The organism is Ensifer sp. PDNC004, assembly GCF_016919405.1.
GTDB lineage: Bacteria > Pseudomonadota > Alphaproteobacteria > Rhizobiales > Rhizobiaceae > Ensifer.
Genome location: NZ_CP070353.1, coordinates 2,341,396 through 2,354,107, shown reverse-complemented (window position 1 = coordinate 2,354,107; position 12,712 = coordinate 2,341,396). Strand labels below are relative to the sequence as shown.

Genomic DNA, 12,712 nt, shown 5'->3' with positions numbered 1-12,712 from the left:
TGAAATCTCGGGCTGCTGCATAATTCCTTAATCGGAATCGGGCTAAGGAAGAACCGATGCAGCAATCAAGGTCCGATTCGTGGCCTTGGCACGTCCTGGCGGAAGCGCAACGCTGCAGGAGTGCATGACGGAGGCCGCCTCGCCCTCGGGAGAGGTGCCGGCCCTTCGAATAATCCCTCAATCGTGGTGATTTGCTTGCCACACTAACTGGTTTGCCCGCATCGCGGGCCGTTGGCATATCGAGGATCCGGCGTGACGATCTATCTGCCCATCGCAGAGTTGTCGGTGAACATACTCATCATTCTCGGTATGGGCGCTGCCGTCGGGTTTCTATCCGGCATGTTCGGCGTCGGTGGCGGGTTCCTGATCACGCCGCTCCTGATCTTCTACAATATTCCTCCCGTCGTCGCGGTGGCGACCGGTGCCAACCAGGTGGTGGCCTCGTCGATTTCCGGCGCGATCACACATTTCCGAAGAGGCACCATAGACATCAAGCTCGGCACGGTACTTCTGTGCGGCGGTCTTGCCGGCGCGACCGTCGGCGTCTGGTTGTTCTCGCTGCTGCGCCGCCTCGGCCAGCTCGACCTGGTGATCTCGCTGCTTTACGTCGTGCTGCTCGGCACCGTCGGCGGGCTGATGCTCTGGGAGAGCGTCGTCGCCATGCGCAAGGCGGCCAAGAACCAGCAGACGACCTTGCGCCGTCCCGGCCAGCACAACTGGGTGCATGGCCTGCCCCTGAAGATGCGCTTCAAGAAGTCGAAGATCTATCTGAGCGTCATTCCGGTGATCGCCCTCGGCTTCTGCATCGGCATCCTGACCTCGGTCATGGGTGTCGGCGGCGGCTTCATCATGGTGCCGGCGATGATCTATCTGCTGCGCATCCCGACCAATGTCGTCGTCGGCACGTCGCTGTTCCAGATCATCTTCGTTTCCGCCTACACGGTCATCGTCCAGGCCTCGACCAACTACACGGTCGACATCGTGCTCGCCTTCGTGCTGATGATCGCCGGCGTCATCGGCGCCCAATACGGCGTGCGCGTCGGCCAGAAGCTGCGCGGCGAACAGCTGCGCGCATTGCTGGCCCTGCTTGTTCTTGCTGTCGGCATCCGTCTGGCGATCGAACTCATCATCCCGCCGAAGGACGTCTATTCGGTCGTATCCGCGGGGTTCGGTTTCTGATGCACCGTTTCGCCCGCATAGCCTTGACGCTCCTGGCTTTCGCCTTCTCCGCTCCGGCTCTGGCCGCGCTGCAGGACGAGAATGCCGATTTCACCGAGAAGCTGGAGATCGGCATCTCCACTGACGAGATCGCCATCACCTCCGATTTTCGCGGCGCCGACCTGACGATCTTCGGCGCGGTCGACGGCTTCGACCAGGGCCTGCTTGCGCAGGGCCGCTACAACATCGTCGTCAGCCTCGAGGGGCCCAAGGACAATGCGACGGTGCGCAAGAAGGAGCGTGTCTTCGGGATCTGGGTCAACACCAGCTCCATGACCTTCGAGCTGGTGCCGGAATCCTATTCGCTGTCGTCGACGCGCGATATCGAGACGATCGCGCCGCCCGGCGAGATGGGCAATATGGGCATCGGCGTCGATCACATGCGGCTGGTGCCGCTCGGCTTCGTCGGTGACGGCAGCAATCTCGGTGAGTTCCGCAACGCCTTCCGCCGTATCCGCGAGACCAGCGGCGTCTATGAGCGCGATCCGGGCGGCGTGCAGTTCATCAGTTCCAGCCTGTTCAAGGCGTCTGTACGCCTGCCGGCCAACGTGCCGAACGGCGTGCATGTGGTGCGCGCCTATCTCTTCCGTGACGGCGTCTTCGTCGCCGCCAAGGCGCTGCCGCTGCGTGTCGTCAAGACCGGCCTCGAACAGTTCATCACCCAGGCGGCACACCAGCAGCCGCTGCTTTACGGTCTGATGGCCGTGCTGCTCGCCGTCATCACCGGCTGGGGCGCCAGCCTGATCTTCCGCAAGGAATAGTGACGGGCGACCTTCGCCGACGTTTCCTTTTGCGCGCCGGAGCGCTATGGAAAGGCATGCCGCGTGCGTTTCATCAGCGCATGCCGTGGCAAATAAAAAACAGAGGAAGCTCGATGAAACCGATTTTTGTCCAGTTGCAGTGCGCTCCCGGCAAGACCTACGAGGTCGCCGACGAGATCTACCGCAAGGAGATCGTTTCGGAGATGTATTCGACGAGCGGCGATTACGACCTGATCATCAAGGTCTATATCGAAGAAGGCCAGGACATCGGCAAGTTCATCAACGACAACATTGCCACGGTGCCGGGCATCTCGCGCTCGCTGACGACGCTGACCTTCAACGCGTTTTGATCGCACGCGGCGCCCCCGGCGCGGGAGAGCCGCGCCGTTTTCGCCGCTCTCGTCAGGCGATGAGATTGGCAAAGCGAACCGAGTAGATCCGGTCGCGCCCGAGCATATGGGCGACAAGTTTGCTGCGGTCGAAGAGGCCGGTCATGGCCCGGTGCCTGAGATCGAGCCCACCGGTGGTGACACCGAAAGCCGGCATCAGCAGGCGCGTGCCATCGGTCGCAAAGCAGGCGCGGCGCACCGCTCTTTCCCGTCTTACCACCGTTGCTGCCGGATGCAGGTGCCCGGCGATCTCGCCGACGGCATCGCTGCGCTTCGGCTCGTGCCGGAAGGTCAGCCCCGCATGGCTAAGCTCGTCCATCGAGGCGCCCGGCAGGCCGAAGGCGCCGTCGGGGTCGTGGTTGCCGTTGATCCAGACCCATTCGCGCCCATAGGCCATGGCGGCAATCATATGCCGGAAATCATCCGGCATTGCCGCCGAACCGACGCGGTCGTGGAAGTTGTCGCCGAGGCTGATGACGAGCTTCGGGTCGTGACGCGCGATCGCCGCCTCGAGCACGCGCAGCGTCGCAAGCGTATCGTAGGGCGGCAAAAGCATGCCGCGTCGGGCAAAGGCGGAGCCCTTCTCCAGATGCAGGTCCGAGACGACCAGCGTGCTCGTCTCCGGCAGGTAGAGGCTACCGAGCGGATCGCACATCGCGACGACGCCGTTGACGATTGTCTGGGCGTGCAGGAGGGGAGTGGTCGTCTGAGCCGAGAAGGCGTGGGCGAGGCGGTGCATGGTCACGGTCTCGCACGTTGTGTGCGGAGGTGACCCGCCGACATCGACTGACTGCTCATTCTCAAGGTCATTTTCCTATCAATCCACATCCAGACCGCCCATCGCCTCGTGGATGAGGTCGTCGGCGGCTTCCGAAAGCAGGAAGTCCTGTGCCTCGCCCTGGACCATTTCCTTGCCGATCTCCAGCATGACGGGCACCGCCAGCGGCGAGATATGGTCGAGCCGTCGGTGGGTGATGTGGCCCTTGATTCGCTTCAGCATATCCCCGAGGCGCGCGATGTCCAAAAGCCCCGTTGCCGCGTCGTTGCGGGTCGCTTCGAGCAGCAGGTGATCCGGCTCGTGCGCGTGCAATACGTCGTAAATGAGGTCGGCCGAGACCGTCACCTGCCGGCCGGTCTTTTCCTTGCCGGGATGCCGCTGGTCGATCAGCCCGGCGATGACGGCGCAGTTGCGAAAGGTGCGTTTCAAGAGGAAGGATTCGTTGAGCCAGGCTTCGAGGTCGTCGCCGAGCATGTCCTCGTCGAAGAGATCGGCAAGCGCGCCGCGCCTGAGTTTGAAGGTCGCGCCGAGGTCGTCGAGCGCCCAGACCGCCAGCGAATAGTCGGTGGCGACGAAGCCGAGCGGCTTCAGCCCGGCGCGATCGAGCCTGCGGGTCAGCAGCATGCCGAGTGTCTGGTGCGCCAACCGCCCTTCGAAGGCATAGATGACCATGTAATGGCGGCTGCCGCGCGGGAAGGTCTCGATCAGAAGCTCGTCCTCGCGCGGCAGCATCGAGACGTCCTTCTGCAAGGACAGCCAGTCGCGTACCTGTTCCGGCAGCGCCGCGCGCCGTGCCGGATCGGCAAGCATCTTTCGGACCTGTTCGGCGAGATAGGTCGAGAGCGGGAACTTGCCGCCCGCATAACTCGGCACCTTGGGATCGAAGGTGAAAGCCTGGCTGACAAGGCACTCGTTTTCGCGGATGCCCTCGAAGCGCAGCACCTTGCCGGAGAACATGAAGGTGTCGCCCTGGGACAGCATTTCGAGGAAATACTCCTCGACCTTGCCGAGCGGCATGCCGCCGCGGCCGAGCGAGCCGCGGGCGTTGCGCTTGACCATGCGCACGTTCAGCATCGGCGATTCCACGATGGTGCCGACGTTCAACCGGTATTGCTGCGCCACCAGCGGATTGGAGACGCGATAGAGCCCGTCCTTGGTCTTGCGGATGCGGGCATAGCGCTCGTAGGTCTTCAGTGCATAGCCCCCGGTCGCGACGAAATCGATCACCCGCTCAAAGGTCTCCCAGGCGAGTGTCGTGTAGGGCGAGGCACTGGTGATTTCGTCGAACAGCGCAAGCGGATCGAAGGGGGCGGCGCAGGCCATGCCGAGCACATGCTGGGCGAGCACGTCGAGCGCGCCCTTGCCGACGGGCGGCGTATCCTGCGCGCCGATATAGTTGGCGTCGAGCGCCGCCTGGCATTCCATCACCTCGAAGCGGTTGGCCGGCACCAGGATCGCCTTCGACGGTTCGTCCATGCGGTGGTTGGCGCGGCCGATGCGCTGGGCGAGGCGGCTCGCCCCCTTCGGCGCGCCCACATGCACGACGAGATCGACATCGCCCCAGTCGATGCCGAGGTCGAGCGTCGAGGTCGCAACGACCGCCCGCAGGCGGTTCTCCGCCATCGCGGCTTCGACCTTGCGGCGCTGGGCGACGTCGAGCGAGCCGTGATGCAGCGCGATCGGCAGATTGTCGTCGTTGTTCGTCCAGAGTTCCTGGAACAGAAGCTCAGCCTGGCTGCGGGTGTTGACGAAGAGCAGGGTCGTGCCGTGCTCCTTGATCGCTTCGTAGACGTCGGGGATCGCGTAGCGCGCCGAGTGACCGGCCCAGGGCACGTGTTCCTCGGTCTTTAAAATGGTGATCTGCGGCTGGGCCCCGCCCTTTACCTGAACGAGGCCTGCGTGATTGTTCGCGTCCGGTTCTTGTGGAGCCAGCCAGCGCTGCAGATCCATCGGGTCGGCGACCGTCGCCGAAAGGCCGATCGTTTGCAGGCCGGGCGCCAGCCGGCGCAGTCGCGCAAGGCCAAGGGAAAGCAGATGGCCGCGCTTGGAGGTGACGAGCGAATGTAGCTCGTCGAAGACGACATAGCGCAGGTCCTTGAAGAAGCGCTGCGCCTCGCCGTTGGCAAGCAGCAGCGCCAGCTGTTCCGGCGTCGTCAGCAGAATGTCGGGCGGATTGAGCTTCTGTCGCTGGCGCTTGGCGGGGGGCGTATCGCCCGTGCGGTTCTCGACGCGCACAGGCAGTCCCATTTCGCCGACCGGCTTCATCAGGTTGCGTTCGATGTCGACGGCGAGCGCCTTCAGAGGCGAGATGTAGAGCGTGTGGATGCCGACGAAGGCTGAGCCCGGCGGAATTTTGCCACGGCGGGTGAGATCGACCAGCGACGGCAGGAAGCCGGCGAGCGTCTTGCCGGCGCCGGTCGGCGCGATCAGCAGCGTGCTTTCCCCGGCCTCGGCGCGGGCGAGCAGCTCCAGCTGGTGCGCACGCGGCCGCCAGCCCTTCTCGCCGAACCAGCGCAGAAAGGGAGCGGGCAGGCTCAGGGCGTCGCCCTGAGGCTCTCTGGAATCGATCCTGTTCACGGAGAACAAAGGTAGATCAAATCCGCCAAAAGAGAAGCCTGTCCGATGGGTGCAATCACGAGGATTGACTCTCGGCTTAATCGTAGATAAAAAATATCCACGATTTCGGAGGCGCCCATGAAACTCGGTGACGGGGTCGAGCAGGCCATTCACAGCGTGACGATGCTGAGCTGTCTTCAGCCGGGCAGCACCCTGTCGGCGGCAGCGCTTGCCGAGTTCCATGGTGTTTCCACCAGCTATCTCTTGAAGCACCTGCAGGCGATGTCCGGTGCCGGACTGCTGGAAGCGGTGCCGGGCCCCAAGGGTGGCTACCGTCTCGCCAAGACGCCGGAGAGGATCACTTTGCTCGATATCGTGCTTGCGGTCGAAGGCCCGGAGCCGGCGTTCCGCTGCAATGAGATCCGCCTGCGCGGTCCCAATCCTTACGCCTGCAAGCCGACGGCGCCCTGCACCATCAATGTCGCGATGCTGAAGGCCGAACAGGCCTACCGCGCCGAGCTGCGCCGCGTGACCATCGCCAGCATCCTGGATGACCTCAACGCCAAGGATGACGGCAGTGTATCGGCGCGAACCGAAGCCTTTCTGGCGATCAACGAGCGCAAATCGTCCGCCAGCGCCTGACCTCCATCAATCCTGTTAAGCCCAAGGAGAAGTCCATGCAGCCGCGTTTCAACTTCGTCAAAGCCGCTCCCGATGCCTACAAGGCCGCGGCCGCCTTCGACAGCTACATCATCAAGGAATCGGGCCTGGAGCCGCGCCTGATCCATCTGATCAAGCTGCGCGCCTCGCAGATCAACGGCTGCGCCTATTGCATCGACATGCATGTGAAGGAAGCGCGACACACCGGCATGAGCGAGCAGTGGATCCACCTGATCTGCGCCTGGCGGGAATCGCCGATCTATGACGCGCGCGAACGCGCGGTACTCGCCTGGACGGAATCGCTGACCAACCTTGCCCAGACCGGCGCGCCCGACGCGGATTTCGAGCCGCTGCGCGCGCACTTCAGCGAAGCCGAGATTACCAAGATCACGATGGCCATCGGCGTCATCAATGTCTGGAACCGCGTCGCCGTCGGCCTGCGTTCGCAGCATCCGGTCGATCAGCCGGCCAAGGCCGCCTGATATCCAGTGAGGAAGCTCCAGCTAGCCCCGAGGTCCGCTTCGGGGCTAGCTGCTCTGCATCCTAGAGCGTCCTTGCGCGTTCCGGTGAACGCACGGCGCTCTAGAGCGCGATGTAACGATCAGCGCGGTGGTTGATGGCCACGAACAGGTTCAAGACGACTGCGCCGAGCACCGACCAGGCGACGACCGTGGGCGATGTCACGCCGAAGGCGAAGACGAGCACGACCATGTCGATCGCAAGCTGCACGAGGCCGGCGCGAATGCCGAAACGCTCCTGCAGGTAGATGCCGAGAATGCCGACGCCGCCGAGGCTGGCGCGGTGGCGATAGAGCGCCAGGAGGCCGTAGCCAAGCAGCAGGCCGCCGAGTAGCGCCGCCCAGGCCGGCTGGATCGTGCCGATCTGGAAGAGGCGCGACTGGATGTCCGTCAGGAACGAGGTCACGCCGATGGCGATGAAGGTCTTGACCGTGAAGGCCGGGCCGAGCCGTTTCAGCGAAAGATAGAAGAAGGGCAGGTTCAGCAGGAAGAAGGCGAGGCCAAAGTTGATGCCGAAAGCGTAATGCAGGAGGAAGGCGACGCCGGCCGTGCTGCCGGTCAGCAGGCCGGCGCTTGCGAGGAAATAGAGGCCGAGCGCTGCGATCAGGCTGCCGGTAAAGATGCCCTGCAGATCCTCGACGGCGGAATGCCGGGTCGGGCTGGTGTTCCAGAGACCGAAAACGCTGCTGATCTGGGCCATGGCAAATCCTCGATTGCGATGGCTTGAGCAATGCTGCAACGCACAACAACAATCAAGAAAAATATGTCAGTTATGCTGACCTATTTTTGCGACTCTGCCTTGCGTTTTATGCAGGCTTGCGCGCCAGGAACAGGATGCCGAACACCGGCGCGCCGGCATCCATGCGGATGGCGGTGCGCTCGACTGCCAGCAGAGTGAGGCCATGCGCCTTACAGAGGCCGCGGACATAGGCTTCGCCATGGGCGTAGCGCAGCGACGGCCGCAGCAGGAACTCCTCGGCATCGCCGGCGTCTTCCACCGAGAAGGCGAAGTAGCCATCTGGTGCGAGCAGCCGGGTGGTGATGTCGAAAACACTGTCGAGATTGCCGAGATACATCAGCACGTCGGCGGCGCTGACCAGGTCGGCCCGGGCGGGCGCGAAGTTGCCGAAGATGCCGGAGGCATCAGGAGAAAGAGAAAGGTCGGCGCGGGCCAGCCGATCGTAGGTGGATTTCGCCTCGGCCTTGGCGAGCATGTTGATGGAGATGTCGAAACCTTCGAGGAACTGTGCCTGATCCCGGATGCGCTCGCCAAAAAGGCCGGTGCCGCAGCCGAGATCCGTCACATGCTCGAAGATGAGGCCCCCGGTGTGGCTTTGGATCAGCGCCGCGAGCTTCTGCGGCACTGTGTAACCGAGCTTCTCCACCAGGGCCTTGTCGAAGCGGTCGGCATAGTCGTCGAAGAGGCGCTCGACATAGAGGCTCGGCGGCTGTTCGGGCATGGCGGCAGCGCCGAGCAGCGCCAGTTTCAGGCCGGCGCCGAAGATATCCTGGGGGCTGAGCGCCAGCGTTTTCCTCAGCGCGTCGATCGCCGCCTCTTTCCGGCCAGATTTTTCCTCATAGTCCGCGAGCCGAAACCAGCCGGCTGCCCAGTTGGGCGCCTGCTCCAGCGCTTGCGCCATGAGTTCGGCCGCACTTGCGGGCTCGCCGCCCTCGGCAAGCATTTTTGCGTAGTCGGCACGGCGGTCGGCGATCAGGTCGCCGGAGGAGAGCTGGTTGAGCGTCATCAATGTGAGATGTTGGTTGCGATCAGCGCTTCTGACGCCGGATGCCGCAAAATACAAGCGGAATCTGGCGCGATCGGCAGCCCGAGCCGTGCCCGCCGGGGCCAGCGACTTGCGACGCTGCCGATCGCGGCTTATGTGAAGACAAACAGGAGAAGTTCGCTGATGTCGGACGGAATGAACAGATTCTTGGGTGACTCGCCGCTGCGCGTGCTGGTCAAGCTCATCGTGGTGTCGATCCTCGTCGGCTTCGTGATGAGGATGTTCGGCTGGTATCCGACCGATATCTACTTCGCCGTCCGCAACTTCCTGCTCGACCTCTGGTACACGGGCTTTGCAGCACTTGGCCGGGTGGGCGAGTACCTGTTGCTCGGCGCCGTAATCGTCGTGCCGGCCTTCGTCATCCTGCGCGTCCTGAACTTTCGGCGCTGACGATGCAGGACCGTTTTCTTCTGATCGAACGCCGCGGCCTGCTCCGCGCGACCGCCATCCTGTCGCTCGGCGCGCTCGCCGGCTGCAACACCTCCAAGGTGCTGATGCCCGAAAGCGGCACCGGCAGCGACCAGACCGCAGCGAGCCTCGGCTATGTCAACAAGCTGCGCAAGGGCAAGGGCCTGACCGAACTCGTCGCCGACCATGCGGCGTCCGTCGCGGCGATGCACCAGGCGGCACGCATGGCCAAGGCCGGCAAGATGCAGCACCTGATCGGCTGGAACGACAGTTTCTACGACCGCATGAAGGGTCAGGGCGTGACGCTTCCGGCCGCTGAAAACATCGCCGTGGGCCAGGACGACGCCGAGCGCGCCTATGACGCCTGGTACAGGTCGCCCAAGCATCTCGAAAACATGCTCGGCAAATATCGCGGCCTCGGCGTCGCCGTCGCCCAGAACGACGCCTCCGGAAACCGTCCCTTCTGGGCCATGGTGCTTTCGGGCTGACAGGCTTCCAGCAGTTCGCAGCCGCTCCTGTAAGATTTGCCGCTGATCCCTCTGCCGGGACCTTCTTCCCGTTATGACGGGAGAAGGGGCGCGCGGCACCCTCTACATCAACCACTCGATCGAACCGCTTCTCGCTTTCTCGGGGATGCGGCGCTGCTCTATTGGCACGTCCCCTCTCCCCGCAGGCGGAAAGAGGGCGGGCCATCGCATGCGCTAACACACGCAAGGTTTCCCGGTCGGCAGCGGCAAATGCCACCTTGCATCCCCCCATGCTCATTCCCTAAAACGGTCATCTCTCACCGACCACGCCCGGACCGTTCGATGACCGCCTCTTCCGCCTCGCCGAGCGACGCTGCCGGCCCCTTTCACGTCACCCATCGGCTGATCCTGGCGATCGCATTGCCGATGACGCTCGGCTTTCTGACGACGCCTCTGCTTGGTCTCGTCGATACCGCCGTTGTCGGCCGCATGGGGCAGGCGACCTTGCTGGCGGGCCTTGCGGTCGGGGCCATCCTGTTTGACCTGATCTTCACCACCTTCAACTTCCTGCGGGCAGCGACCACGGGCTTGGTTGCACAGGCCTATGGCCGCGGCGATCGGCGCGAGCAGCAGGCGGTGTTTTGGCGATCGCTGATCATCGCGCTCGTTTGCGGCACGGTCAGCCTTTTCCTTTCGCCGCTGCTTCTGTCGGGCGGCCTCTGGCTGATGGGGCCGGAGCCTGAAGTGGCCGGCGTCACCAGCACCTATTTTCTCTGTCGCATCCTTTCTGCACCGGCGGCGCTTGCCAACTACGCCATCCTCGGCTTCGTGCTCGGCCGCGGCGAGGGCACCACCGGCCTGATGCTGCAGACGCTGATCAACGGCATCAACATCGTGCTTTCGATCCTGCTCGGCCTGGTGTTCGGCTGGGGCGTGATGGGGGTGGCGTTGGCGACCGTTACCGGCGAAGTGATCGGCGCCCTCGTCGGCTTCGCCATCGTCTATGGCCGCTTCGACAGCAGGGATGCGCCAAGCTGGGCCGAGATCTTCGACCGCGAACGGCTGAAGCCGCTCTTCGGCCTCAACCGCGACATCATGATCCGCTCGTTCCTGCTTCTGGCAGCCTTCACGCTGATGACCCGCATCGGCACTGCCTTCGGGCCGGTGACGCTTGCGGCCAATGCGGTGCTGATGACGATTTTCCTCGTTGCCGGCTACTATCTCGACGGCCTCGCCAATGCGGCGGAACAGCTCATCGGACGCTCGATCGGCGCCGGTTACCGCCCGGCCTTCGATCGCGCACTCCGGCTGACGGCCGCCTGGTCACTGGGGCTCGCGCTGATGACGACCGTCGCCTTCCTGCTGTTCGGTGACGGGCTCATCGATCTCCTGACCACGGCGCCGAATGTGCGCGCGGCGGCTTACGAATATCTGCCCTGGGCGGCGGTGACGGCGATGACCGGCGCGCTTGCCTTCCTGATGGATGGCGTCTTCATCGGCGCCACCTGGTCGCGCGAGATGCGCAACATGATGCTGGCGGCCTTTGTCGGCTATGCCGCAGCACTCGCCGTGCTGGTCCCCACCTTCGGCAATCACGGCCTGTGGGCGGGGCTCAACCTGTTCCTGCTGATGCGGGGGCTGTTGCTGTTGTCGCGGATCCCGATGAAGGCGCGTCAGACGTTCTTGCCGGCCCAGTAGTCGAGACGGCTGTCGCGGATATCGCGGATCGAGGTGAGCCGCTCGCGATCGCAGAGATCCGAGAGGCCACGTACGATGCGGCCGGGCAGGGCCGGGCCTTCATAGACCATGCAGGAATAGAGCTGCACCAAGTCGGCACCGGCGCGGATCTTCTCTGCCGCGGATTCGGCCGAGCTGACGCCGCCGACGCCGATGATAGGCAGCTTCGGGCCGACGCGCTTGCGCATGCGGGCAAGCACGGCCGTCGACTTGTCAAAGAGTGGCTTGCCCGAGAGGCCGCCGGACTCCTTCGCCTGGGCCTGGTCCTTGAGGCCGTCGCGCGAAAGCGTCGTGTTGGAGACGATCAGGCCGTCGAGATCGTGCGCCAGCACTTCGGCGGCGATGTCGTCCATTCCTTCTTCGGTGAGATCGGGCGCGATCTTCAGGAAGACCGGCACGCGGCGATTGCTCCTGAGTGCCTCTTCGTCGCGCGCCGACAGCACGGCTGACAGCAGGGCGGCGAGGCTTTCGCGCGCCTGCAGGTCGCGCAGGCCCGGCGTATTCGGCGAGGAGATGTTGGCAGTGAAATAGCGGGCGACCGAGTAGAAGGTATGGATGCCGCCCACATAGTCGGCGATACGGTCGGCGCTGTCCTTGTTGGCGCCGATGTTGACGCCGATCAGCGCATCGCGCGAACAGGCCTTCAGTCGCGCCAGCGCTGCGCCATGACCTTCATTGTTGAAGCCGAGGCGGTTGATAACGGCCTCATCCTCGACGAGCCGGAAGATGCGCGGCTTGTCGTTGCCGGCCTGCGGCTTCGGCGTGACGGTGCCGATCTCGGTGAAGCCGAAGCCGATCTTCAGAAGCGCTTCCGGTACCTCGGCATTCTTGTCGTAGCCGGCCGCCATGCCGATCGGGTTTGGAAAAACGATGCCGGCGACCGTCTGAGAGAGCCGCTTGTCTGCCTTGGCAGGACAGTTCGGTACGAGCCCGGTCTTCAATGCCTTGATCGAAAGGCCGTGCGCAGCTTCCGGGTCGAAGAGGAAAAGGCCGCGGCGGGCAAGGCTGGTCAGCGGGTTCATGCATCAAGTTCCGGGAAGATATGCGCGCCATCGGCGCCGAGCGGCAGTGGTTTTTCCCAGACGACGGCCGACAGGAAGAGGGGGGCATAGAGATGCGGGAAGAGGGCGCCGCCGCGTGAGGGTTCATAGACCAGTTCTTCGCCGAGCGCATCGCCGTCGACGGCGACCAGCAGCAGGTCTACCTGTCCCTCGAAATAGCGCGCCGCCGTCTCGACCACCTGTTCGCCGGTCGAAAAATGGACGTAACCGTCGGCGAGATCGACGGGCGCGCCGTCGAAGCGTCCGCTGCGCTTGGCTTCCTGCCACAGCGATGCCGGAACGATTTTGTAGATGATGGAACCCATGGTGCCCGTCTGTCCCCGTAATTTTCTGTCGTGGCCTTGCCGTAAATATCGGCGATTGTCCATCGCAGAA

At 63.9% G+C, this 12,712-nt stretch carries 14 protein-coding genes; 8 read left to right on the top strand and 6 right to left on the bottom strand.

Translation table 11 applies throughout. The features are described 5' to 3' along the window. The first annotated feature begins 252 nt into the window (after positions 1 to 252). From JVX98_RS19700 to JVX98_RS19690, 3 genes are all read left to right on the top strand, one after another. Positions 253 to 1,179, top strand: a complete 927-nt coding sequence (locus JVX98_RS19700; RefSeq protein WP_043622412.1) for a sulfite exporter TauE/SafE family protein — start codon at positions 253 to 255, stop codon at positions 1,177 to 1,179. Continuing rightward, entirely contained in the window at positions 1,179 to 1,979 is an 801-nt protein-coding gene (locus JVX98_RS19695; RefSeq protein ID WP_205237163.1) for a TIGR02186 family protein, read from the top strand. Before JVX98_RS19700 ends, JVX98_RS19695 begins: the two co-directional genes overlap by 1 nt. A gap of 113 nt (positions 1,980 to 2,092) precedes the next feature. Further along, positions 2,093 to 2,329, top strand: a complete 237-nt coding sequence (locus JVX98_RS19690) for an Lrp/AsnC ligand binding domain-containing protein (RefSeq protein ID WP_034797129.1) — start codon at positions 2,093 to 2,095, stop codon at positions 2,327 to 2,329. Between the two features lie 52 nt (positions 2,330 to 2,381). Here the strand turns inward: JVX98_RS19690 and pdeM are convergent, their stop codons facing one another. Both pdeM and JVX98_RS19680 read right to left on the bottom strand, forming a co-directional pair. Beyond that, positions 2,382 to 3,107 (bottom strand): ligase-associated DNA damage response endonuclease PdeM, encoded by a 726-nt coding sequence (gene pdeM / locus JVX98_RS19685; protein WP_205237162.1) that lies wholly within the window; start codon positions 3,105 to 3,107, stop codon positions 2,382 to 2,384. A 78-nt stretch (positions 3,108 to 3,185) separates the two neighbouring features. Beyond that, complete coding sequence (locus JVX98_RS19680) at positions 3,186 to 5,732, bottom strand: ligase-associated DNA damage response DEXH box helicase (protein WP_205237161.1); 2,547 nt, start codon at positions 5,730 to 5,732, stop codon at positions 3,186 to 3,188. A gap of 108 nt (positions 5,733 to 5,840) precedes the next feature. Between JVX98_RS19680 and JVX98_RS19675 the strand changes: the two genes are divergently transcribed. Further along, positions 5,841 to 6,344, top strand: a complete 504-nt coding sequence (locus JVX98_RS19675; protein ID WP_205237160.1) for an Rrf2 family transcriptional regulator — start codon at positions 5,841 to 5,843, stop codon at positions 6,342 to 6,344. A gap of 35 nt (positions 6,345 to 6,379) precedes the next feature. Further along, entirely contained in the window at positions 6,380 to 6,844 is a 465-nt protein-coding gene (locus tag JVX98_RS19670) for a carboxymuconolactone decarboxylase family protein (protein WP_205237159.1), read from the top strand. A 100-nt stretch (positions 6,845 to 6,944) separates the two neighbouring features. On the opposite strand, the gene JVX98_RS19665 is transcribed toward JVX98_RS19670, so the two are convergent. Together JVX98_RS19665 and JVX98_RS19660 are read right to left on the bottom strand one after the other, a co-directional pair. Beyond that, complete coding sequence (locus tag JVX98_RS19665; protein ID WP_034797123.1) at positions 6,945 to 7,580, bottom strand: YitT family protein; 636 nt, start codon at positions 7,578 to 7,580, stop codon at positions 6,945 to 6,947. A 106-nt stretch (positions 7,581 to 7,686) separates the two neighbouring features. Further along, positions 7,687 to 8,625, bottom strand: coding sequence for a methyltransferase (locus JVX98_RS19660; protein ID WP_205237158.1), 939 nt, complete (start codon positions 8,623 to 8,625; stop codon positions 7,687 to 7,689). Positions 8,626 to 8,787: 162 nt separating this feature from the next. Between JVX98_RS19660 and JVX98_RS19655 the strand changes: the two genes are divergently transcribed. The 3 genes from JVX98_RS19655 (at position 8,788) to JVX98_RS19645 (ending at position 11,237) form a co-directional block, all read left to right on the top strand. Further along, positions 8,788 to 9,054, top strand: a complete 267-nt coding sequence (locus tag JVX98_RS19655; protein WP_205237157.1) for a DUF6460 domain-containing protein — start codon at positions 8,788 to 8,790, stop codon at positions 9,052 to 9,054. A 2-nt stretch (positions 9,055 to 9,056) separates the two neighbouring features. Beyond that, positions 9,057 to 9,560 carry a CAP domain-containing protein gene (locus JVX98_RS19650; protein ID WP_192447917.1) on the top strand — a complete coding sequence of 168 codons (504 nt, stop codon included), beginning with the start codon at positions 9,057 to 9,059 and terminating at the stop codon, positions 9,558 to 9,560. A 321-nt stretch (positions 9,561 to 9,881) separates the two neighbouring features. Further along, positions 9,882 to 11,237 carry an MATE family efflux transporter gene (locus JVX98_RS19645; RefSeq protein WP_205237156.1) on the top strand — a complete coding sequence of 452 codons (1,356 nt, stop codon included), beginning with the start codon at positions 9,882 to 9,884 and terminating at the stop codon, positions 11,235 to 11,237. Here JVX98_RS19645 and JVX98_RS19640 read toward each other — a convergent pair. Further along, a complete protein-coding gene (locus JVX98_RS19640) occupies positions 11,213 to 12,298 on the bottom strand; it encodes a quinone-dependent dihydroorotate dehydrogenase (protein WP_205237155.1) in 1,086 nt (361 codons plus the stop codon). The genes JVX98_RS19645 and JVX98_RS19640 overlap by 25 nt on opposite strands. After that, positions 12,295 to 12,642, bottom strand: a complete 348-nt coding sequence (locus tag JVX98_RS19635) for a DUF952 domain-containing protein (RefSeq protein ID WP_192447914.1) — start codon at positions 12,640 to 12,642, stop codon at positions 12,295 to 12,297. The genes JVX98_RS19640 and JVX98_RS19635 overlap by 4 nt, the downstream gene beginning before the upstream one ends. Between the last annotated feature and the right edge of the window lie 70 nt (positions 12,643 to 12,712).

Coding starts and splice junctions, on each gene's coding strand:
- JVX98_RS19695 (WP_205237163.1), top strand. CDS start 1,179: ATGCACCGTTTCGCCCGCATAGCCTTGACGCTCCTGGCTTTCGCCTTC.
- JVX98_RS19690 (WP_034797129.1), top strand. CDS start 2,093: ATGAAACCGATTTTTGTCCAGTTGCAGTGCGCTCCCGGCAAGACCTAC.
- pdeM (WP_205237162.1), bottom strand. CDS start 3,107: ATGCACCGCCTCGCCCACGCCTTCTCGGCTCAGACGACCACTCCCCTC.
- JVX98_RS19675 (WP_205237160.1), top strand. CDS start 5,841: ATGAAACTCGGTGACGGGGTCGAGCAGGCCATTCACAGCGTGACGATG.
- JVX98_RS19670 (WP_205237159.1), top strand. CDS start 6,380: ATGCAGCCGCGTTTCAACTTCGTCAAAGCCGCTCCCGATGCCTACAAG.
- JVX98_RS19665 (WP_034797123.1), bottom strand. CDS start 7,580: ATGGCCCAGATCAGCAGCGTTTTCGGTCTCTGGAACACCAGCCCGACC.
- JVX98_RS19660 (WP_205237158.1), bottom strand. CDS start 8,625: ATGACGCTCAACCAGCTCTCCTCCGGCGACCTGATCGCCGACCGCCGT.
- JVX98_RS19655 (WP_205237157.1), top strand. CDS start 8,788: ATGTCGGACGGAATGAACAGATTCTTGGGTGACTCGCCGCTGCGCGTG.
- JVX98_RS19650 (WP_192447917.1), top strand. CDS start 9,057: ATGCAGGACCGTTTTCTTCTGATCGAACGCCGCGGCCTGCTCCGCGCG.
- JVX98_RS19645 (WP_205237156.1), top strand. CDS start 9,882: ATGACCGCCTCTTCCGCCTCGCCGAGCGACGCTGCCGGCCCCTTTCAC.
- JVX98_RS19640 (WP_205237155.1), bottom strand. CDS start 12,298: ATGAACCCGCTGACCAGCCTTGCCCGCCGCGGCCTTTTCCTCTTCGAC.
- JVX98_RS19635 (WP_192447914.1), bottom strand. CDS start 12,642: ATGGGTTCCATCATCTACAAAATCGTTCCGGCATCGCTGTGGCAGGAA.